Source organism: Nocardioides sp. (genome assembly GCF_004803405.1).
GTDB classification, from domain to species: Bacteria; Actinomycetota; Actinomycetes; order Propionibacteriales; family Nocardioidaceae; genus Nocardioides; species Nocardioides vastitatis.
In genome coordinates this window covers 1-21,100 of record NZ_SSXI01000164.1, presented here as the reverse complement: position 1 = coordinate 21,100, position 21,100 = coordinate 1, and the positions used below count along the sequence as shown (strand labels likewise).

Genomic DNA, 21,100 nt, shown 5'->3' with positions numbered 1-21,100 from the left:
CGACCGCGTGGCTCGGGTCCGCGCGGCGGTCGCCCGGGTCCCCGGGCTCGCGGTGTGCGGCGCGGCGTACGACGGCGTGGGGGTCCCGGCGACCATCGGATCGGCGCACCGGGCGGTCGCGGAGCTGCTCGGTGCCAGGAGCAGCTAGCCGCGTCACCCGGCGGCCGCCGCCTCTCACCGCCGCGGCAGAATGGACGTCATGTCCGATCCCCAGGCCCACATCAAGTCCAACGCGGCCAAGATCAACGAGCTCAACGACACCATCCGCTTCACCATGTGGTCCGTCTTCAAGCTGGAGCGCCCGATCGGCGAGGACGACGTGGTCCGCAAGAGCGAGGCCGCGGAGGTGGAGGCGCTGCTCTCCGAGCTGGCCGCCGAGGACGTCGTCGTCCGGGGCGTGTACGACGTCGCCGGGCTCCGCGCGGACGCGGACCTGATGGTGTGGTGGCACTCGGAGTCCAGCGACCGGCTGCAGCGGGCCTACCACCGCCTTCGTCGTACCGCCTTCGGGTCGCGGCTCGCGCCGGTCTGGTCGCAGATGGCGCTGCACCGGCCCGCGGAGTTCAACCGGAGTCACCTGCCGGCGTTCCTCGCCGACGAGCGGGTCCACGACTACGTCGCGGTCTACCCGTTCGTCCGCTCCTACGAGTGGTACCTGCTGGACGACTCCGAGCGCCGGCGCCTGCTCGCGGAGCACGGCCAGATGGCCCGCGACTACCCCGACGTGCGAGCCAACACCGTTCCCAGCTTCGCGCTCGGCGACTACGAGTGGATGCTGGCGTTCGAGGCTGACGACCTGACGCGGATCGTCGACCTCATGCGTCACCTGCGCGGTTCGGAGACCCGCCGCCACGTTCGCGAAGAGGTGCCGTTCTACACGGGGCGGCGCGTCGACGTGCGCGACCTGCTCGAGCGTCTTCCCTGACGTCGCCGTGCCTGCGGTCAGCCGCATCGACCTGGGTGACGGCATCCTGCTCCGGGCGCCGCGCCCGGACGACGCACCGGGCGTCCTGTCCGTGCACGGCGACCCCCGCGTGTACGAGCACGACCCGCACGTGACGCAGACCGGCCTCGCCGACGCCGAGCGGTTCCTGAGCCCGTTCCTCGATCACTGGTCCGAGCACGGCTTCGGGTACTGGACCGTGCTCGTGCCGGAGTCGTGGTGGCCGGAGGGCGTCCGCGGTCCCGCCCCCGAGGACGGGGCGCGGGTCCACGCCGGCCTGGGCGGCGTCCAGCGCCACGTACTGGCGGACGAGCCCGTGCTCAACGTCTACTACCGGCTGGGCCCGGCCGTCCACGGCCGCGGCGTCGCCGGCGCGATCGTGCGAACCACGCAGCAGCACGCGCCTCGGTTGGCGCCCGGGATCGACCCGGTGGTCCGCACCCGGCCCGCGAACGCCGTGGCGCGCCGGGTGGCCGAGCGCGCGGGCTTCGTGGACCTCGGACTGGAGCCGGGCACCACCGACATGCAGCTTCTCCGCTGGGGTGCCGGGCCCAGGCCACGCGGGTAGCCTCGACCCCATGGGTTACCAGGTCGACAAGTCAGACGAGGAGTGGCGCCAGGAGCTCACTCCCGAGGAGTACGCCGTGCTGCGCAAGGCCGGCACCGAGCGCGCCTTCACCGGTGAGTACACCGACACCGAGACCACCGGGGTCTACCGCTGCAAGGCGTGCCGCGCGAAGCTCTTCGAGTCCGACACCAAGTTCCACTCCGGCTGTGGCTGGCCGAGCTTCTACCAGCCCGTCAGCGACACCGTGGAGTACATCGAGGACAACTCGCACGGGATGAAGCGCACCGAGGTCCGCTGCGCCAACTGCGGCTCCCACCTCGGTCACGTCTTCCCCGACGGCTACGGCACGCCGACCGGCGACCGCTACTGCATCAACTCGATCAGCCTCACCCTCGAGCCAGCCGACGACGCGCGCTGACCCTCTAGGGTCGGAGCATGGCGAAGACCGCGGCGGCCACCGTCCACGCCGGTGACCGCGAGGTCCGGGTGTCGAGTCCGGACCGGGTGATCTACGAGGCGACGGAGCGGACTCCCGAGGTCACCAAGCTGATGGTGGCCGAGTACGTCGTCGCGGTGGGCGACGGCCTGATGCGTGCTCTGCGCGACCGGCCCACAGCGTTGGAGCGGTGGCCGTCCGGCGTGCGCGAGGGCTTCCGCCTCGCCACCGGGCCACGGGACAACGACGCCGAGGCGTTCTACCAGAAGCGGGTCCCGAAGGGTGCTCCCGACTACCTGGAGTCGGTCGAGATCACCTTTCCGTCCGGACGCAAGGCCGAGGAGGTCTGCCCGACCGAGCTGGCTGTGCCGGTCTGGTGCGCACAGATGGGCGCGCTGACCTTCCACCCCTGGCCGGTCCGGCGGGACGACACCGACCATCCCGACGAGCTGCGGATCGACCTGGACCCCCAGCCCGGCACGACCTTCGGCGACGCCGTCCGCGTGGCCGGCGTCGCCAGGGAGCTCCTCGAGGAGCTCGGCATCCGCGGGTATGCCAAGACCTCCGGCAACCGGGGCGTGCACATCTACGTGCGGATCGAGCGGCGCTGGGAGTTCGAGGACGTGCGGCACGCGGCGATCGGGTTCGGCCGCGAGCTGGCGCGGCGCGACGAGGGCGTGACCACAGCGTGGTGGAAGGAGGAGCGGGGCGAGCGGATCTTCGTCGACTTCAACCAGAACAACCGCGACCGCACCATCGCCTCCGCCTACTCGCTGCGTCCGCTCGCGGGGGCACCGGTCTCCACGCCGGTCACCTGGGAGGAGCTCGCGGAGCTGAAGGACCCACGTGCCTTCAACCTGTTCACCGTCCCCGACCGGCTCGCCGACGGCGACCCGTGGGCGAGGATCGACGACGAGTCCTACTCGCTGGATCCGCTGCTCGCGCTGTGGGAGGCGCAGGTCGCGGCCGGCGAGGGCGAGCTCAACTTCCCGCCGGACTACCCGAAGATGCCTGGTGAGCCGCCGCGCGTGCAGCCGAGCAAGAAGGTCGCCGAGCACTGGGACGAGCAGGGCAACCGGATCGAGGGGAGCTGAGCCCGGGATGAGCCCCCCGACGAGCCAGGACGAGCGGATGTCCCGCGACGGCCGCGAGCCGTCGAGGTCGGGACCGTCCGGCGCGGCCCGCTGGTCGGACTACCTCGACTGGGTGCGGGACGAGGTGGCCAGCGGGGTGCTCCGGCTGTCGCCGGAGCAGCAGCGGACCTCGCTGGTGCCGTCGGGCTGGACGCCGCTCGAGCTGCTCTCCCACGTCCTGCACATGGAGCAGCGCTGGTTCGTCTGGGGGTTCCTCGGCGCGACGGTCGCCGATCCCTGGGGCGACTGGGACGTGCCCGATCCATCCCTTGCCGAGAGCCCCCGCTGGCGGGTGTCGCACGACGTGACCGCCGAGGACCTCGCGGCTCGGCTGGAGCAGGTCGGCGTACGAACCCGGGACCTGCTGGCGTCGTACCCCCTGGACACGGTGGGCGCCACCGGCGGGCGGTTCGCCGAGGACCCGCCGACACTGGAGTGGATCTGCTTCCACGTCCTGGCCGAGTACGCCCGGCACGCCGGGCACCTCGACATCGTGGTCGAGATCGCGGGTTAGCGCAGAAGTCGCGGGTTAACCCCGTTTCGGTCGCGCTCCGGGCTTCCTAGCGTCTGGGGTGGCGGTCCGAGGCTCCCTCAGGCCGCTTCCCGCATCCCGGCGAGGCCGGGCCCACCAGGAAGGTCCTGAGCATGGAGAAGCGCAGCAAGAGGAAGATCGGCGTCCGCGCCGCGGTGGTGGCCGGTGTGGCGGCGGCCATGATCATCGGCGCTGGCGGCGGTGCGGTGAGTGCCGCGCTGATCACCAGCGCCAAGATCAAGGACAACACGATCCAGAGCCGCGACATCCGCAACGGAACGATCAAGGCCGTCGACGTCGCGCCCGACTCCATCCCGGGCGGCGACCTGCGCAACGGCACGGTCACCGGCGCCGACGTGGCCAACGGGTCGATCAGCTCGGCCGACCTGGGGCCGAACGCGCGGACCTACTGGGTCGCCGGCCGCGCCGACGGCACCCTCGACCGCAGCAGCGGCGCCGGCATCTCGGTGGCCAAGGTCAACACCGGCCGATACGACGTGACCCTCCCCGCCGGCGTCGACGTCGGTGACTGCGGCATCTTCGCCGCCCGCGGTCGCGCGGCCAACTTCAACGGCACCGTCGGCTTCGTCTCGGCCTCGCCGAACTACCTCAACCTCCCCAACCGGGTCTGGGTGGAGACGTGGAACTCGGGAGCGGCCCACACGGACGCCGACTTCTACCTCCTGGTCGACTGCTGACCGGGACAGATCCCGCCCGGGAGCCCGCCGTCACGGGGCGGCGGGCTCCGTGAGCTCGGGCGACGGTCCGGCATCGACGGCCCGGGCGAGCTCGACCCGTGACCGGATGCCGAGCTTCCGGTAGACGCGGGTCAAGGTCGACTCGACGGTCTTCACGTCGACGAACAGGGCCATCGCGATCTCCCGGTTGCGCAGGCCGGAGATCGCCAGCTCGGCCGTGCGTCGCTCGGTTCCGGTCAGCTGTGCCGGCCCGCCGGCGCGCACGCCGAACCGGGACATGGCCCGCACCGCACGCAGGCGGTAGGTCTCATGGCCGCTGGCGGCGAAGATCTGCTCGGCGCGCGCGAGGTGCTCGTTGGCGCCGCGCTTGGCTCGCGCTCGACGCAGGGCCTCGCCCGCCGCGAGGTAGGCACGGCCCACGTCGAGGGGACGGCGATCGGGGGCGTCGTACGCCGCCAGCATGCCGGGGACGGCGACGACCGCGCGGTCGGTCTCCCCGCGCGCGGCGAGCAGGAGCACCCGGACCCGCTCGCAGGCAGCGAGCACGTTCTCCCGGCCCATCCGCTTGGCACGCTCGGTCGTGATGATGTGCCGCTCCTCGGCGCCGTCGAGGTCGCCGAGGGCGATCGCGGCTTCGATCCAGTCGGTGTCCAGCGGGAGCAGGCCGGGGTCGGCCATGTCGCTCGCGCGCCGGCTGGCGAGACCCGCGGTCGTTGCGCGCTCGGCTTCGACGTAGCGCTCCGCACCGAGGAGCAGCTCGCCTTTCAGGGCGTGGTGGTAGACCGCGAGGCCGGGCTCGGCCAGGGAGAAGAACGGTCCGACGCTCTCGAGGGAGGCCAGGGCGAGGTCGAGCTCGCCGGTGTGGCCACGGACCCAGGCGCGCAGCACCTCCAGCATGGACGAGCCGACCTGTTGCTGGGCGTCGCCGCTGTGCGCGGTCTCGAGGTCGCGAATCGCGGCGTCCCACCTGCCGTGACGGGCGTGGTTGCAGCACGCGAAAGCGAACAGGATCGGCAGCGACTCCTCGTCGCCCGCGTCCAGGGCGCGATCGATGAGCGCCCGGTAGCCGGCCTCGGCCTCGTCGTACCGGTCGTTCCAGTGCGCGTGCGACGCGGCGAGCATGGCGGCCGACGGCAGCGGCTCGTACGGCGGAGCCGAGCCTTCGCGCGCGACCGCCTCGGCCAGGACGTCGTCGGCGGGCTGGGCCGCGCTGATCAGGCAGCGCGCCCGCAGCGTCATCGCTGCGGTCCTGGCGCGCTCCACCTCCGGCGAGCGTCCGGCATCGGCGAGGATCCGCTCTGCGCGCTCGGCGCGGGCGAGCATCGCCCGGTCCCCGAAGAGAAGCGGGTTGATCAGCAGGGACCGAGCGCGCAGCTCGGGGGAGGCATCGGTCTCCTGGAGCTCGACGACCAGTTCCGCTGCCGGGCGAGGGCGCCCGGTGAAGACGAAGAGCTCGGCCAGTGCGAGGGCGGCCCGGTGCCGGACCGGTCCTTGGCTCTGCAGGTAGACCGCGCGCAGCAGCTCCTCGCCCTCGACCGGTTGGCCGCTCCGGACCAGCCACTCGCCGAGCCGACCGCTTCGGCACAGTCGGACGTCTCCGGCGCTGGTGTGCGAGACCGCCTCGCGCAGCAGCTGGAGCGAGCGGTCCCAGGCGCCCCGGCGCCGGGCGTTGGCAGCGGCCTCGTCGAGCTGGGCCGCGAGGCCGTCGTCCGGGCAGGCGGTGATGGCGGCGCGGTGCCCGATCCGGGCGTCGGGGTCGGGTTCGGCGACAGCCAGCCCCTCGAGCGCGCGGCGCCGCTCCGGCTCCGCCGCCAGGGCGATCACGGCCTCCGCGTAGAGCGGGTGCTCGAACCGGACGACCTTCTGGGTGCGCACCAGCCCTGCCGTTCGTGCGGGGTCGAGTCGTTCGCACGCCTCCAGCGGGGGCAGATCGAGGGCCTTGGCGATCGTGTCGAGACTGCGGTCGACGGCGAGTGAGGCCGTGAGCAGCACCTGTCGGGTCTGGAACGGCAGGCGCATCACCTGACGGGAGATCAGCTCGTCCAGTCGGCCGTCCTGAGCGGCGCCGCCGCGGGCGATCTGGACGGCGAAGAGCGGGTTGCCGCCCGAGCGCTCGACCACGCTGCGCAGGACCGCGGGGCCGCGGTCCTCGCCGAGGTGGGCGAGGAGCAGGCGCTGCATCTGCTCGCGCCCGAGCGGGTCGAGGTCGATCACGTCGACCACGCCGGGGAGCCAGCGGTCGATCGGCTCCTCGGTCGGCCGGGTCGCCGCGACCATGGTGATGCGGCGGTTCCGGATCCGGCGCAGCGCCGCGACGATCATGGTGCGGGATGCCGAGTCCAGCCACTGTGCGTCGTCCACGATGATCACGATCGGCCGCTGGTAGCCGGACCTCGAGACGACGCCGGCGAGCCCGGCGGCCACAGCCCTGGGATCGACCGGCTCCTCCGCCTCGTCCAGGCACAGCGCCGTGCGCACAGCACGGCGCTGGGGAGCCGGCAGCTCGTCGTACCACTCCTCGGGGAGGCCCGCCAGCAGGTCGACGAGGGCGGTGAACGGCATGTGCTGCTCCGCCTCGGTCGGGCGGACGAAACGCACCGACACGTCCTTGTGCTTGAGCACCTCGAACGCCGCCCGCAGCAGGGTGGACTTGCCCATCCCGGCGGGTGCGCGGATCACCACGGACTCGGTCGCGTGCGAGGCGATTCTGCGCAGCAGGTCCTGGAGCTCGTCGTTGCGAACGATCGACGACTGGTGGTGCAGGTCCATGGTCCGGTCCAGGGAATGGAGGGCGCGGCGGCCGCCCCGATGCGGCTGCCCTTCTTCGGAGGATTGCAGACCTTCAGGGTGGAGACAGAGGAATAGAGGGTTTTCCCTCGTCGATCCGAGCGTCTTTACCTGGCGCCCGGGTGGGGGGCCGGCCTCAGGCGCCGCTGATCCCCTCGCCGCCGCCGGCCTGCTCGTCGAAGCTCTGGTGCTCCAGCAGGTGGAGGACCGGGACGCCGAGCTTCCGCCGGGCGCGGGAGGTCCAGTCGACGTGGAAGAACTCCGCGACCACGTGCGGACGGGTGAGCACGATCGCCTCGCGGCCGTCGACCTCTTTCACCACGCGGATCAGGGCATCGACAGGGGATTCCGTGACGATCGTGCCGCCGCCCACGACGGCACCCACGCCCTCCAGCGCGGCCGTGGTGGTGGCGAGGTCGCGCTCGGCCTGGCCGCGGTACTCCTCACGGAGATGCTCGATCTCGTCGGGCGACGGTGTCATCGGCGGTGCGATCAGGTCCGCGCCACCGATCACCCCGAGAGATGCCTCCACCGCGGCTGCCGCGTCCGCCATCGGCAGCAGCACGTGGTAGACGACCGGCACGTCCAGTGCCTCGTGCAGCGAACGCACCTGCGCGGCGTCGACATGGCTGAGCGCCTGCTCGACGAGGAGGACGACGGCGTACTGGTCGGTGCCAGGCTGCATCGAACTGCTGGATTCGGTGCTCATACGACAGTCCTACACCCGCCGGCGTCGGCGGTCGAGTAGGCGCGAGGGTCAGCCCTCGAGGACGTCGGCGAGGTCGTACTTCACCGGCTGTTCCAGCTGCTCGTAGCCACATGACTGCGGGTCGCGGTCGGTGCGCCACCGCTTGAAGTGGGCGGTGTGGCGGAAGCGGCGGCCCTCCATGGCGTCGTACTTGACCTCGATCACGCGCTCCGGCCGCAGCGGCGTGAAGGACAGGTCCTTGCCCTGGCTCCACCGGCTCTGCGTGCCCGGCTGCCGGCCGGGGTTGGCGACCAGGAACTCCTGCCAGCGGCCCCACGGGTGCTCCTCGATCGGGCACACCAGGGGCTGGAGCTCCTGCCAGAGCTCGGCACGCCGCGAGGTCGTGAAGCTCGCGCTGACGCCGACGTGCTGCAGCTCGCCGGCCTCGTACAACCCGAGCAGGAGGCTGCCGATCAGCGGCCGCTCGGGCGTGCTCGTCTTGTGCTCGCGGTAGCCGGCGAGAACGACGTCGGCTGTCCGCTCGTGCTTGATCTTCAGCATGGTCCGGGTGTTCGGGGAGTACGGCGCGCTCATCGGCTTGGCCACCACGCCGTCGAGCCCGGCTCCCTCGAACTGGTGGAACCACCGCTCGGCGATCGCCGGGTCGGTGCTGGTGCGGGTCAGGTGGCAGCGTCCCGCCCGCGCCACCAGCCCCGCCAGCGCCTCCTCGAGCCGCGCGCGGCGCTCGGCGAAGGGCCGGTCCAGGTACGACTCCTCGCCCAGGGCGAGCAGGTCGAAGGCGACGAAGCTCGCCGGGGTCTGCTCCGCGAGCAGCTTGATCCGCGATGCCGCCGGATGGATCCGCTCCTGCAGGACCTCGAACTCCAGCCGCGACCCGAGCGCCACGAAGATCTCCCCGTCCAGGACGCACCGCTCGGGCAGCTCGTCCCGGGCCGCCTCGACCAGCTCGGGGAAGTAGCGGGTCAGCGGCTTGGTGTTGCGGCTGGCCAGCTCCACCTCGTCCCCGTCCTTGAACAGGATGCACCGGAACCCGTCCCACTTGGGCTCGAAGCTCAGCCCGTGGGGGTCGTGCTTCGCGGGGTCGGGCACACCCGAGACCGACTTGGCGAGCATCGGCTGGACGGGCGGCATCACGGGCAGGTCCACGCAGGTGAGACTAGTGAACTCTCGGTGACTCATCGGGGCGGCCGGGCAGGATGTTCCTGATGTAGTCCGCGGCCGATTCGAAGATGTCGATCTCGTGGCCGGCGCGCTCGGAGAGATACCACCGGTGCTCCAGCACCTCGTGGAACATCTCGGCCGGCTCGAGCTTGTCGCGGGCGTCGGCCGGAACCATCGATGTGAGCGGCTCGTAGACGTCGACCAGCCAGCGGTTGGCCACCACGGTCGGGCTCAGGTGGCCCAGGTCGTGGTGCGCGGTGAACCCCGCGATGTCGTTCAGCAACCGCCGCGCCTGGGCGTCCTCGACGTCCAGGCCGGTCAGCTCGCGGAGCTCCCGCCGGTGATGGCCGGCCTCCACGACCTTCGGCTGGATCCGGACCTGGTCACCTCCTTCGTCGCTGACGATCTCCAGCTCGTCGACGTCGAAGCCGAGTTCGTTGAGCCGCTCGATGCGCTGCTCGATCCGCCACATCTCGCTGACGCCGAACTCCTCGACGGCCGTGAGGTCCGCCCACAGGGCGTGGTAGCGCTCGTCGAGCAGGTCGATGATCTCGTCGCCCTGCACGGAGGGGTCGAGCTCGGCTGCCCCCTGCAGGTCGAGCAGCTCGGCGAAGACGTTCTCCCGGGCGATGGTGAGGTCGTGCTCGCGCATCGCGTCGGCGACCGTCGGGTTCAGCTCACCCGTCTCGGCGTCGACGAGGTAGGCCGCGAATCCCCCCGCATCACGGCGGAACAGCACGTTGGAGAGGGACACGTCGCCCCAGTAGAAGCCGGCGAGATGCAGCCGCACGAGAAGCACGACGATCGCGTCGACCAGCTGAGGCAGCCGGTCCAGCTCCAGGCCCTGCTGGAACAGCGTGCGGTAGGGCAGAGAGAAGTGCAGGTGCTCGGTGACCAGCGCGGCAGGGAGCGGATCGCCGTCCAGGTCGACGCGGCCGGTCAGCACGGCCTTGGGTACGACGGTCGGCAGGCCGCGCCGCTGCAGGTCACGCAGCAGGTGGTACTCCCGACGGGCGATCCGCTCCTCGGTCTCCTTCACCACGAACGTCCGCCGTTGGACCTGGACGATCCGGACCACGTGGCGGGACAGACCGCGCGGGAGGCGCACCACCGGTGGCTCGGGCCACTCGGCGAGGGCCGAGGACCACGGCAGGGTCAGCAGAGCCGGATCCGGCCGGCTCGTGAGGGCGCGCAACACCATGGCAGCACCGTACGCGCGCTGGAGCCGCGTGTCGGAGTCGAACCGACGACATTCGCTTTACAAGAGCGACGCTCTGCCAACTGAGCTAACGCGGCGTTGCCCCTGGGGGCTCGCCAATCCTAGTCAGCGTCGATCGATGCCGACGACGGCACCTGCGGCCACTGGGGGGCGGCTGTGCTCCCACCGGCCGGGTACCGCCGTCGACATGTCTGCATCCGAGCTTGCGCTGGTCACCGGGGCGTCGAGCGGCATCGGGCGCGCGCTCGCGTCGGTGCTGGTCGGCCATGGGTACGACGTCGTGGTGACCGCGGATGACGAGGCGCTCCACGAGTGCGTCGCGGAGCTCCGTGAGTCCGGCCGTGAGGTGGTCGCGGTCCAGGCCGACCTGGCGACCGCGGGCGGCGTCGAGGAGCTGTGGCGGGCGGTCCGGGCGACTGGTCGTCCCCTCGCGGTGGCGGCGCTGAACGCGGGCATGGGCGTGCCCGGCCGATTCGCGGACACGCCGCTGGAGGACCATCTCCGGCTCGTCGACCTGAACGTCCGCTCCACCGTCCACCTCGCCAAGCTCGTGGTGGACCAGATGACGAGCCGTGGGGAGGGGCGGATCCTGGTCACCGCCTCGCTGGTCGCCGTCGCGCCGACGCCCTACCAGTCGACGTACGGCGCGTCGAAGGCGTTCGTCCACTCGTTCGTCGAGGGCATCCGGCACGAGCTCCGCGGCACCGGCGTCACGGTGACGTCGTTGATGCCAGGTCCCACCGACACCAGGTTCTTCCAGCGGGCCGACATGGAGGACGCGCCGGTGGCCCGCGGGCCCAAGGACGACCCGATGGTCGTCGCGAGGGACGGGTTCGCGGCGATGATGAAGGGCAGGGCACACGTGCGCGCCGGATCCGTCCTCAACGGCGTGATGACCGAGGCGGCCCGGGTCCTGCCCGACCGGATCACGAGCGTGGCGATGGGGATGGCGAACCGGCGGAAGCGGGACTGACCGGCGTCAGCGCAGCCGGCGGACCTCGAACCGCTCGGGCGGGTGTGCGATGTCGTGCTGGGCAGCGACGATCTGCAGCTCGCGCGTGCCGGCCTTCAGGGTCGCCTCGAGCACCGCGAACACCGAGGCGGTGGTGCGGGACAGCGCGACCCCGGGGGAGCGGGTCTCACGCAGGTGTGCCAGGTAGAGCGCCGCGGTCAGGTCGCCGCCGCCGTTGGGCGTGATCGGCAGCAGCGGGGTGGTGATCGCCCAGGCCCCGGCGTCGGAGACCGCCATCAGCTCGATGGTCTCGTCGTGCGCGGGGTCCTGGTCGTGGTACCGGACCGAGGTGACGAGCACGTCGCGGGGCCCGCGGCTCCGCAGCGCGTCGATCGCGTCGAGCAGCTCGTCGTCGGAGCGCGCCTCACCGCCGGTGAGGAACTCGAGCTCGAAGTGGTTCGGGGTGAGGACGTCGGCGTGCGGGACGACCTCGTCGCGCAGGAACTCCGGGATCCCCGGCCGGACGAACACGCCACGTCCGACGTCGCCGATCACGGGGTCGCAGCAGTACACCGAGTCCGGGTTCAGCTCCTTGACCCGGGCGACCGCGTCGAGGATCACCTCTCCCATCGCCGGGTCGCCCTGGTACCCCGAGAGCACCGCGTCGGCCGATCCCAGAACGCCGCGGTCCTCGATGCCCGCGATCACCTCCCGCACGTCCGCGGGAGCCAGCAAGGGGCCCCGCCACGCGCCGTACCCGGTGTGGTTGGAGAAGTGCACGGTGAGCACGGGCCAGACCTCGTGCCCCAGCCGCTGCAGCGGGAAGACCGCCGCGGAGTTGCCGACGTGGCCGTAGGCGACGGAGGACTGGATGGAGAGGATCCGCACCTGCCGATCGTGCCAGACGAAAGTCTTTCGTATTGCGGGGACACCTGTACGTCCCGGACTAGAACGCGTTACAGTCCACGTGAGCGGGGTCACGGCCCCGAGTGCGTCGAAAGGGATGGAAGCGCCATGGCGAAGCGTGCGGCACGGAACAGTCTGCGCAGCAACGAGGCCGACTACGTGGTGGTCGGGTCGGGCAGTTCCGGATCGATCGTCGCCGGTCGGCTGGCCCAGTCGGGCGCGACGGTGATCCTGCTGGAGGCCGGCAAGTCCGACGAGCAGATCCTCACCAAGATCCCGGGAATGATCGGTCCGATGCACGCGGAGCCGAAGATCAAGAAGCTCAACGACTGGGGTTTCTACTCGGTGCCGCAGGAGAACCTCAACGGCCGGCGGATGCCCGCACCGCGCGGCAAGGTGCTCGGCGGCTCGAGCTCGGTCAACGGCATGGTCTATGTCCGCGGCAACCGTGCCAACTACGACTCGTGGGCCGCGGAGGGCAACACCGGCTGGGATGCTGACAGCGTCAACGCGGCGTTCAAGCGCTACGAGGACTTCGAGGACGGCGAGAACGAATACCGCGGCGTCGGTGGCCCGATCAAGATCACCCGCGCGAAGAAGCCCCAGGAGGCGACCCTCCAGTTCATCCAGGCCACGGCCGACACCCTCGGCGTCAAGGTGCTCGACGACTACAACGCCGCCGAGCAGGAGGGCATCGCGCGCATGCAGCAGAACGCCGCCGGCGGCCTGCGCTACTCCTCCGCGCGGGGTTACGTGCACCACCTGGCGCCGGAGACGCTCGAGGTCCAGACCCAGGTGCTGGCCACCCGGATCGTCATCAAGGACGGCCGCGCCGTCGGCGTCGAGGTCCTCGACCAGGGCAGACGCGGGGGGACGCGCCGGATGATCCGCGCGACCAGGGAGGTGGTCGTGGCGGCCGGCTTCATCGGCAGTCCTCAGCTGCTGATGCTCTCGGGCATCGGCCACGCCGACCATCTCGCGGGCCTCGGCATCGACTGCCACGCCGACCTGCCCGTCGGCGACAACCTGCACGACCACCTCTTCCACCCGCTGACGTTCCACGTGCCGACGGTCACCCACCGCGGGCGGGCGTCGTACTTCGCCGGCGGGTTGGTCCGCCAGCTCACGCGCGGCACCTCGTTCCTGGAGAACTCCGTGTTCGAGTCGGTGGGCTTCGTGCGGACGTCCTTCGCCACGGACGTGCCGGACCTGCAGCTCCACATGCTGCCGTGGTCTTACGTCAGCCCCAACCAGGACGAGCCGATCCGCCACGACGTCGACCCCCGGCCCGCGGTGACGGTCTTCTCGACCCTGATTTACCCGCGCAGTCGTGGCACGCTCCGTCTCGCCTCCTCCGACCCGCAGGCGGCGCCGTTGATCGACTACGGGTTCTTCAACGAGCCCGACGACCTCGAGGTGCTGGCCGAGGGCACCGAGATGATCAGGGAGATCATGAAGGCGGCCGCGTTCGGCGGTGTGGTCAAGGACGAGATCCACCCGGGCTCCGCCTTGCAGGGCAAGGAGCTGCGGGAGGCGCTGCGGATCCGGTCCACCTCGGTCTACCACGGCGTCGGCACGTGCCGGATGGGTGTCGACGAGCGCGCGGTGGTCGGGCCGGACCTCAAGGTCAGGGGCATCGAGGGCCTGCGGGTCGCCGACGCCTCGATCATGCCGTCGATCACGGGCGGCAACACCAACGCGCCGTGCTTCATGATCGGCGAGAAGGCCGCCGAGCTGATCCTGGGCGGAGTCACGTGGTGACCGCGCTGACTCGTCCCGCGACCCTGACCGACGAGCTCCTGGAACGCCTCGTCGCCCGGGTGCCTGGACGCTCCGGCGCCACCTGGAAGCTGACCGAGGTCTACACCGGCGACGTCCTCGTCGAGCTGCCGCAGTCCACGCCCGAGGACATCGAGGCGGCGTTCGAGGAGGCGCGCGAGGCACAGCGGCTCTGGAGCCAGTGGCCGGTGGCGAGGCGGCTGGAGGTGTTCAAGCGAGCGCACACGCTGCTCATCGACAACGCCCACGCCACGGCCGACCTGATCCAGGCCGAGAGCGGCAAGAACCGGCGGATGGCGATCGAGGAGACCTGCGACCCGCCGATGGTGATCAGCCACTACCTCAAGCGCGCGGAGAAGCTGCTCCGTCCGACCAGGCGCGGCGGCCCGATCCCGTTCCTGTCCAGCTCGACCGAGGTCCGCACGCCCAAGGGTGTGGTCGGCATCATCGCGCCCTGGAACTTCCCCTTCGCCACGGGCCTGTCCGACGCGATCCCGGCTCTGATCGCGGGCAACGGCGTCGTGGTGAAGCCGGACAACAAGACCGCCCTGTCGCCGCTCCACGGCATCTCCCTGCTCGAGCAGGCAGGCCTCCCGCGCGGCCTGTTCCAGGTCGTGTGCGGTGAGGGCCCCGACGTGGGCCCGACCCTGATCGACAACGCGGACTACGTCATGTTCACGGGCTCCACGGCCACGGGGCGGGTGATCGGCGAGCGCGCGGGCCGGAACCTGATCGGCTGCTGCCTGGAGCTCGGTGGCAAGAACCCCATGATCGTGCTGGACGACCTCGATGACACCGGCGTCGAGGAGTGGGTCGACTCCACGGCCTTCGGCGTCTTCGGCAACACCGGCCAGATCTGCATGCACATCGAGCGGATCTACCTCCCCGAGAGCCGGTACGACGAGCTGAAGTCGGCGTTCGTGGAGCGGGCGAGGAACCTGACTATCGGGGCGTCGTACGACTTCGGGCCCGAGCTGGGCTCACTGGTGTCCGTCGACCACCGCGACCGGGTCGCCTCGCACGTCGAGGACGCCGTCGCCAAGGGGGCCACGGTGCTCACCGGCGGTCGGGCACGGCCCGACATCGGCCCTGCCTTCTTCGAGCCCACTGTGCTCGAGGGGGTCACCAAGGAGATGCTCGCCGGCAGGACCGAGACCTTCGGGCCGGTCGTCGGCCTGTATCGGTACCGCACGGTCGACGAGGCGATCCGACTCGCCAACGACACCGACTACGGGCTCAACGCGTCGGTCTGGAGCGGTGACATCGCCCGCGCCGAGGCGGTGGCCGCGCGGCTCGAATCCGGGAACGTCAACATCAACGACGCGCTCGCGACGGCGTACGCGTCGAAGGGCACGCCGTCCGGCGGCGTGAAGAGCTCCGGTGTCGGCGCCCGGCACGGTGACCAGGGCCTGCTCAAGTACACCGATGTGAAGAACGTCGGGGTTCTCAAGAAGCAGGTGATGGGTGCGCGACCCGGCCAGGACTACGACGCCTACGTCAAGCAGATGCTGTCGTCGCTGAAGCTGATGCGGAAGCTGGGCGTGCGCTGACCCGACTGGCTGCTCGCCAGCCTGCGTAAGGCTGGTCGAGCAGCCCGGGGTCGGCCTCAGGCCTCGATGGCGTCGTGCTCCTTGGACGGGCTGACGCCGGCGATCTGGACCTTCCGCGGCTTGGCCTTCTCCGCGACCGGGATGACCAGGCGCAGCACGCCGTTGTCATAGCCGGCCTCGATGCGCTCGAGGTCCAGGTTGTCGCCGAGGACGAGCTGGCGGGAGAACTGGCCGTGGGTCCGCTCCGAGGCGAGCCGCTGCCAGTCACCGTTGCCCGCGACCCGCTCGGCCTTGACGGTCAGGACGTTGCGCTCGACATCGATGTCGATGCTCTCCTTGCTCACGCCGGGCAGGTCGAACTCGAGAACGAACCTCTCGCCCTCGCGCCAGGCGTCCATCGGCATGACGGCAGGACGGTTCGTGGTTCCCCAACCGGCGCCTAGGAGCTGGCTGGCAAGCCGGTCGAAGTCACGGAACGGGTCCGTGGTACGCAGCAACATGACTTACCTCCTTCTGGCGTCGCACGCCGGCCTGCTTCGGCCGGTCGATCAGACTTGCAAAACCAGTTGTAGGTAATCTGCTCCTGAAATTCAAGTCCCTCGAGGGCGACGGGATCAGGCGACCTGCAGCGAGCGCTTGGAGAGTCCCATCCAGAAGCCGTCGACGACCTGCTCGCCCGGGTCGTTCGGGTCGGACGCGGCGCCCAGGGTGACGAACAGCGGGCTGTAGTGCTCGACGGTCGGGTGCGCGTAGGGCATGCCCGGCGCCTTCGACCGGTACGCCGCCAGCGTGTCCACGTCGCCGCGCGAGAGCGCCTCGCCGGCCCAGGCGTCGAACTCCGCGGACCAGCCGGGTGCGGTGGCGTCGACCCGGAACTCCGTCAGGAAGGGCAGGCCATGGGTGAGGAAGCCGGAGCCGATGATCAGCACGCCCTCGTCGCGCAGCGGCCGGAGCCGCTCGCCGATCCGCATCAGCCGCGCCGGGTCGTGGGTCGGCATCGACATCTGGAGCACGGGGATGTCCGCCTCGGGGTACATGATCCGCAGCGGCACCCAGGCGCCGTGGTCGAGGCCGCGCCGGGCGTGCTGGTGCACCGGCTCGGTGGCCGGCATCATCGCCGCGACCCGTCGGGCGAGGGCCGTGGCGTCCGGCGTCCGGTAGGTCATCCGGTAGTACTTCGGGTCGAACCCGCCGAAGTCGTAGACGAGGGGCGCTCCGCTCGCCGTCAGCGACAGCGGAGCCGACTCCCAGTGCGCGCTGACGATGAGGATCGCCTTCGGGCGCGGCAGGTCGGCCGCCCATCCGGCGAGCTGGCCCGACCAGATCGGGTCGTCGAGGAGGGGTGGCGCGCCGTGTCCGATGTACAGCGCCGGCATCCGGTCCGAGGTCTGTCCCATGATGGGGTTAATGGTTGAAGACTCAACTATATTCCGCGCGACTCGCATCAGGCCCGGATCGCCCAGTCGACCGGCGCCTCGCCGCGCTCGGTCAGGAGCTGGTTGACCCGGCTGAACGGTCGCGAGCCGAAGAAGCCGCGGGAGGCCGAGAGCGGTGAGGGGTGCGCCGACTCCACCCAGGGGATCGGCCCCAGGTGCGGCTTGAGCGTCCCGGCGTCCCGGCCCCACAGGATGGCGGCGGCCGAGGCGCCGGCCTCGGCGCGCCGTACGAGTGCCTGGATCGCGCACGCCGTGACGTGCTCCCAGCCCTGGTTGCGATGCGAGCCCGGCTCGCCGGCGCGCACGGTGAGGACCCGGTTGAGGAGCATCACCCCCTGCTCGGTCCAGGTGGTGAGGTCGCCATGGGGAGGCGGTGCCACGCCGACGTCGTTCGCGAGCTCCCGGTAGATGTTCGCCAGGCTCCTCGGGATCGGCCGGACGCCACGGTCGACCGCGAAGCAGAGGCCGATGGGGTGCCCGGGCGTGGGATAGGGGTCCTGGCCGACGACCAGCACTCGCACCTCTGCCAGCGGGCGGCGGAAGGCGCGGAAGATGTCGTGACCGGAGGGCAGGTAGGGGCGGCCGGCGGCGAGCTCGGCGCGGAGGAACTGCCCGAGCGCGGCCACCTGGCCCTCGACCGGCGCCAGCGCATCGGCCCAGTCCGGCGCCATCAGGCCCTGGTCGACGAGTCCGGAGAGTGCACCCACGGCCGGGACCCTACTTGGCCCCCCAGGGGACCCGGCCGCGGTGCTGCCCGAGAGTCGCTCAGCCCGGCTGTGCGGCGTCCCTCTCCCTCCAAGGGGCGCCGCACAGGCGGCGCTGCGCGTTTATCGACGCGGATCTCGAGTCCGGCTGGACCTCCGGCGGCGCAGCCGGTGTGGTGCGCCTGGCCCGGGGGGCTCCCTCCAGCGGCATCCGAGATCCGCGTCGGTGATCAGAAACATACGGGGGGCGGGGGGTGCCGCGAATCGGGCGCAAGGCTCGCACCATCTAGTCCATCGGGACTAGCCGCGACCCGCAACCGGTCGTGCGAGCGCCCGCTACTTCGCCCGTTACTTCGTCAGCGAGCGCGACGCGGCGGAGGAGTGCCGGCGCTTGCGGTTGGTGCCGATCACGGACGTGTTCTCGTCGCGGCCGGACCACTGGGTGATCCACTCGTCCATGACCAGCCACGTCGTGCGGCGCGCGGCGCGACCGGTCAACATGCCGAGGTGCCCGCCGGGCACGATCTCGAACCGGACCTCCGGCGACCCCGTCAGCAGGGGTACGACGGCGCGCACCGCCGGGACCGGCGCGATGCCGTCGGTGGAGCCGCCGAACGCCAGGACCGGCACATCGATGGCGGCGAGGTCGATGGTGCGATCGTCGAGCTCGAAGGTGCCGTGTGCGAGCTGGTTGCCCTTCGCGAACCGGTGGTAGAGCTGGCCGAACGTGCGGCCGGGGTAGGCGATCATGTTGTTGGTGAACCGGTCGACCGCCTCGACCTGGGCGAGGAACTCGCGGTCGTCGATGTGGGTCGCCACTGCCAGCGGCTTGGTGACCAGCTTCTGGAACGCGCTCAGCTGGAACGCCCACTTCACCAGCGGCTTCGGAGCGCCGCCCAGCATCTGGTAGACCCGGGTGATGGGGCCCTTGCCATTGACGAAGTTGAGCAGCGGCCGGAACGGCGCGAGCAGCGGCACCAGGCTGACGTCGATCGGGGAGCCGACCACGGTCAGCGACCCGACGGGCAGCTTCCCGGACCGCTCGTCGGCGATGGCCAGCAGGGAGAAGATCCCGCCGAGGCTCCACCCGATCACGTGCACCGGCCGGCCCCCGGCGTGCTGCGAGACCTCGCGGATAGCGGTAGGGACCACCTCGTCGATCCAGTGCTCCATGCCGAGGGCTCGGTCGCGGAACGACACCTCGCCGTACTCGAGGAGGTAGGTCGGCCGACCCTCGGTGACGAGGTGCTCGACCAGCGAGCAGCCGCGGCGCAGGTCGTAGCAGATCGAGGGCGCGGCGAGCGGGGTCACGAGCAGGACCGGGTCACCGGTCTCCTGGACCGTACCGCTCGGCCGGTAGTGGTAGACCTCGCGCAGGGTGCCCTCGTCGATGAGGGTGCGCGGCATCGGACGCAGGTCGGCCAGGCCGCCGTACAGCATCTTGTGGGCCACGTTGCTGGCAGCAGCCACCACCTGGTCCGGCCCGGGGATCAGCCCGGCACCGGGAATCGAACGCATCGACACCAGCTCCATGGCGGCACGGTACCGCTTGGACTAGGACCTGGTCGCAGGGCGGACAGTCTTGGAATGACTGTGGTGCGCGTCGTCGGCGAGCTCGGTCATGAAGCTGTCGGCCCACGCCTTCACGTCGTGCTGGCTGATCTGCTTGCGCATCGCCTTCATCCGCTTGGTCAGCTCCCTCGGCTCGGCCTGGTAGGCCTCCAGCAGCGCTGCCTTCATGCCGTTCATGTCGTAGGGGTTCACCAGCCACGCCTGCCGCAGCTCGTCGGCCGCGCCCGCGAACTCCGACAGCACGAGCGCCCCGTCGTCCTCGATCCGGCAGGCGACGTACTCCTTGGCGACCAGGTTCATGCCGTCGCGGTACGGAGTGACGACCATGATGTCGGCCGCGCGGTAGAGGGAGGCCATCTCCTCGCGCGGGTAGGAGGTGTGCAGGTAGCTGATGGCGGGGCGTCCGATGCGGCCGAGGTCGCCGTTGAGCCGGCCGACCAGGCGGTCGATCTCGTCGCGCAGGAGGCGGTACTGCTCGACCCGCTCCCGCGACGGGACGGCGACCTGCACGAACACCGCGTCGTCGACGCCGAGGTGGCCGTCGCGGAGGAGCTCCCCGAACGCGCGCAGGCGGGCGTAGATGCCCTTGGTGTAGTCGAGGCGGTCGATGCCGAGGAAGATCTTGCGCGGGTTGCCGAGGGCCTCGCGGATCGCCTCGGCCCGCTTGGTCACCGCGTCCGACCGCGCGAGGTCCTCGAAGCCGGCCGCGTCGATCGAGATCGGGAAGGGCGCCGCGCGGACGGTGCGCCCGTCCGGCAGGTAGACCAGGTCACGGTGTGTCTTGTGGCCCACCCGCTGACGGACCAGGCGGACGAAGTTCTGCGCCGCGCCCGGCAGCTGGAAGCCGACCAGGTCGGCGCCGAGAAGTCCCTCGAGGATCTGGCGGCGCCACGGGAGCTGCTGGAACAGCTCGCCCGGCGGGAAGGGGATGTGCAGGTAGAACCCGATGCGCAGGTCCGGCCGCAGCTCCCGGAGGAACTGGGGGACCAGCTGGAGCTGGTAGTCGTGGACCCAGACGGTCGCGCCCTTCGCGGCCAGCTCGGCGGCCTTCTCGGCGAACCTTCGGTTCACCTTCACGTAGGTGTCCCACCACTCCCGATGGAACTCGGGCTTCGCCACGAGGTCGTGGTAGAGCGGCCACAGGGTGCCGTTGGAGAACCCCTCGTAGTGCTCCTCGATCTCCTCGGGCGTCATCGAGAGCGGGACGAGCTGCAGTCCGTCGTCCTCGAACGGCTGGAGGTCCTGGTCGGTGCCGCCGGGCCAGCCGATCCACACCCCGTCGTGCGCACGCATCACGGGGTCGATCGCGGACACCAGGCCCCCCGGAGAGCGTCGCCAGGTGGTGGTGCCGTCACTCTCGATCACGCGGTCGACGGGCAGCCGGTTGGCGACGATCACGAGGTCATGGGCCACGTCGGTCAGCCTAGTCGGCGCGGGGTCGTCGGGACGGTGTCCGAAGTCCCGTCGCGGCGCCACCCGGTCGGATCAGCCCGTCGGATCAGCCGGCGACCTGACGCCGCAGGTCGTCGATCTGGCGCAGGATCATGAGGGACTGCTCGTGCGGCACGAGGGGCGACTCCCGCAGCCCCAGGCGCAGGCAGCGGTTCACCTCCGCGATCTCGTTGCCGTAGCCGAGGCCGATGATCGGCTCCGCTGCGTTGCGGATGATCGGCTCACCGTCCTCCGGTGTGAACGAGTACGACGCCGGGCAGTGGAACGGTGCCACCACCTCGACCCGTCCGCGGTCGGTCAGCAGGGTCGCCACGACCGGGCGGTCGACGTCGATCGCGACCGTCAGGTCCGCCGTGACGCCGTCCTGGTAGCGGCCGGTCACGGCAACGTCGAGGTCGACCCCGCGCGCGTCGACCCGACCCTCGGCACGCAGCTCCTGCGCCGGGCCGAGCAGCAGGTGGGCCAGCGTGAGCGGGTAGACGCCGAGGTCGAACAGCGCACCGCCGCCCAGGTCCGGGTCGCGCAGCCGGTCGGCAGGGTCCTCCGCGCCGGCGAAGCAGAAC

At 71.0% G+C, this 21,100-nt stretch carries 20 protein-coding genes and 1 tRNA gene; 9 read left to right on the top strand and 12 right to left on the bottom strand.

The genetic code is table 11. The features are described from left to right. The first annotated feature begins 199 nt into the window (after positions 1 to 199). From hemQ to E7Z54_RS11815, 6 genes are all read left to right on the top strand, one after another. Positions 200 to 925, top strand: a complete 726-nt coding sequence (gene hemQ / locus E7Z54_RS11840) for a hydrogen peroxide-dependent heme synthase (RefSeq protein WP_136433911.1) — start codon at positions 200 to 202, stop codon at positions 923 to 925. A gap of 7 nt (positions 926 to 932) precedes the next feature. Next, positions 933 to 1,511, top strand: a complete 579-nt coding sequence (locus tag E7Z54_RS11835; protein WP_136433909.1) for a GNAT family N-acetyltransferase — start codon at positions 933 to 935, stop codon at positions 1,509 to 1,511. Positions 1,512 to 1,521: 10 nt separating this feature from the next. Further along, complete coding sequence (msrB, locus tag E7Z54_RS11830; RefSeq protein WP_136433907.1) at positions 1,522 to 1,929, top strand: peptide-methionine (R)-S-oxide reductase MsrB; 408 nt, start codon at positions 1,522 to 1,524, stop codon at positions 1,927 to 1,929. 17 nt (positions 1,930 to 1,946) lie between these two features. Next, positions 1,947 to 3,041 carry a DNA polymerase domain-containing protein gene (locus E7Z54_RS11825; protein WP_136433905.1) on the top strand — a complete coding sequence of 365 codons (1,095 nt, stop codon included), beginning with the start codon at positions 1,947 to 1,949 and terminating at the stop codon, positions 3,039 to 3,041. Positions 3,042 to 3,048: 7 nt separating this feature from the next. Next, positions 3,049 to 3,594, top strand: coding sequence for a DUF664 domain-containing protein (locus E7Z54_RS11820; protein WP_240769646.1), 546 nt, complete (start codon positions 3,049 to 3,051; stop codon positions 3,592 to 3,594). Between the two features lie 131 nt (positions 3,595 to 3,725). Beyond that, complete coding sequence (locus E7Z54_RS11815; protein WP_136433903.1) at positions 3,726 to 4,310, top strand: hypothetical protein; 585 nt, start codon at positions 3,726 to 3,728, stop codon at positions 4,308 to 4,310. Positions 4,311 to 4,340: 30 nt separating this feature from the next. Here the strand turns inward: E7Z54_RS11815 and E7Z54_RS11810 are convergent, their stop codons facing one another. From E7Z54_RS11810 to E7Z54_RS11790, 5 genes are all read right to left on the bottom strand, one after another. Further along, positions 4,341 to 7,079 (bottom strand): AAA family ATPase, encoded by a 2,739-nt coding sequence (locus tag E7Z54_RS11810; protein WP_136433902.1) that lies wholly within the window; start codon positions 7,077 to 7,079, stop codon positions 4,341 to 4,343. A gap of 154 nt (positions 7,080 to 7,233) precedes the next feature. Then, entirely contained in the window at positions 7,234 to 7,806 is a 573-nt protein-coding gene (locus E7Z54_RS11805; protein ID WP_240769645.1) for a hypothetical protein, read from the bottom strand. Positions 7,807 to 7,854: 48 nt separating this feature from the next. Next, positions 7,855 to 8,952 (bottom strand): ATP-dependent DNA ligase, encoded by a 1,098-nt coding sequence (locus E7Z54_RS11800; RefSeq protein WP_168798287.1) that lies wholly within the window; start codon positions 8,950 to 8,952, stop codon positions 7,855 to 7,857. Between the two features lie 10 nt (positions 8,953 to 8,962). Further along, a complete protein-coding gene (locus E7Z54_RS11795) occupies positions 8,963 to 10,168 on the bottom strand; it encodes a DUF4032 domain-containing protein (protein WP_136433900.1) in 1,206 nt (401 codons plus the stop codon). 19 nt (positions 10,169 to 10,187) lie between these two features. Beyond that, positions 10,188 to 10,263 (bottom strand) — tRNA-Thr (locus tag E7Z54_RS11790). Between the two features lie 110 nt (positions 10,264 to 10,373). Between E7Z54_RS11790 and E7Z54_RS11785 the strand changes: the two genes are divergently transcribed. Further along, positions 10,374 to 11,159, top strand: coding sequence for an SDR family NAD(P)-dependent oxidoreductase (locus E7Z54_RS11785; RefSeq protein ID WP_168798286.1), 786 nt, complete (start codon positions 10,374 to 10,376; stop codon positions 11,157 to 11,159). Positions 11,160 to 11,165: 6 nt separating this feature from the next. Here E7Z54_RS11785 and pdxY read toward each other — a convergent pair whose 3' ends face one another. Further along, positions 11,166 to 12,026 carry a pyridoxal kinase PdxY gene (gene pdxY, locus E7Z54_RS11780; protein WP_136433896.1) on the bottom strand — a complete coding sequence of 287 codons (861 nt, stop codon included), beginning with the start codon at positions 12,024 to 12,026 and terminating at the stop codon, positions 11,166 to 11,168. Positions 12,027 to 12,152: 126 nt separating this feature from the next. Here pdxY and E7Z54_RS11775 point away from each other — a divergent pair, with 126 nt between their 5' ends. Continuing rightward, positions 12,153 to 13,805, top strand: a complete 1,653-nt coding sequence (locus E7Z54_RS11775) for a GMC family oxidoreductase (RefSeq protein WP_136433894.1) — start codon at positions 12,153 to 12,155, stop codon at positions 13,803 to 13,805. Further along, positions 13,802 to 15,373, top strand: a complete 1,572-nt coding sequence (locus E7Z54_RS11770; protein ID WP_240769644.1) for a succinic semialdehyde dehydrogenase — start codon at positions 13,802 to 13,804, stop codon at positions 15,371 to 15,373. The genes E7Z54_RS11775 and E7Z54_RS11770 overlap by 4 nt, the downstream gene beginning before the upstream one ends. Before the next feature lie 56 nt (positions 15,374 to 15,429). On the opposite strand, the gene E7Z54_RS11765 is transcribed toward E7Z54_RS11770, so the two are convergent. From E7Z54_RS11765 to E7Z54_RS23190, 6 genes are all read right to left on the bottom strand, one after another. Beyond that, positions 15,430 to 15,873: an Hsp20/alpha crystallin family protein gene (locus E7Z54_RS11765; protein ID WP_136433892.1), complete on the bottom strand. Its 444-nt coding sequence runs from the start codon at positions 15,871 to 15,873 to the stop codon at positions 15,430 to 15,432. A gap of 114 nt (positions 15,874 to 15,987) precedes the next feature. Continuing rightward, on the bottom strand, positions 15,988 to 16,770 hold the full coding sequence (locus E7Z54_RS11760) for a dioxygenase family protein (protein ID WP_136433890.1): 783 nt from the start codon (positions 16,768 to 16,770) through the stop codon (positions 15,988 to 15,990). Positions 16,771 to 16,817: 47 nt separating this feature from the next. Continuing rightward, positions 16,818 to 17,516, bottom strand: a complete 699-nt coding sequence (locus tag E7Z54_RS11755) for a uracil-DNA glycosylase (protein WP_240769643.1) — start codon at positions 17,514 to 17,516, stop codon at positions 16,818 to 16,820. A 345-nt stretch (positions 17,517 to 17,861) separates the two neighbouring features. Beyond that, positions 17,862 to 19,046, bottom strand: coding sequence for an alpha/beta fold hydrolase (locus tag E7Z54_RS11750; protein WP_136433888.1), 1,185 nt, complete (start codon positions 19,044 to 19,046; stop codon positions 17,862 to 17,864). Positions 19,047 to 19,067: 21 nt separating this feature from the next. Then, positions 19,068 to 20,507: an alpha,alpha-trehalose-phosphate synthase (UDP-forming) gene (locus E7Z54_RS11745; RefSeq protein ID WP_136433913.1), complete on the bottom strand. Its 1,440-nt coding sequence runs from the start codon at positions 20,505 to 20,507 to the stop codon at positions 19,068 to 19,070. 76 nt (positions 20,508 to 20,583) lie between these two features. Next, positions 20,584 to 21,100, bottom strand: a 517-nt coding sequence (locus E7Z54_RS23190; RefSeq protein ID WP_431188804.1) for a Gfo/Idh/MocA family protein, incomplete at its 5' end; no start/stop codon positions are given.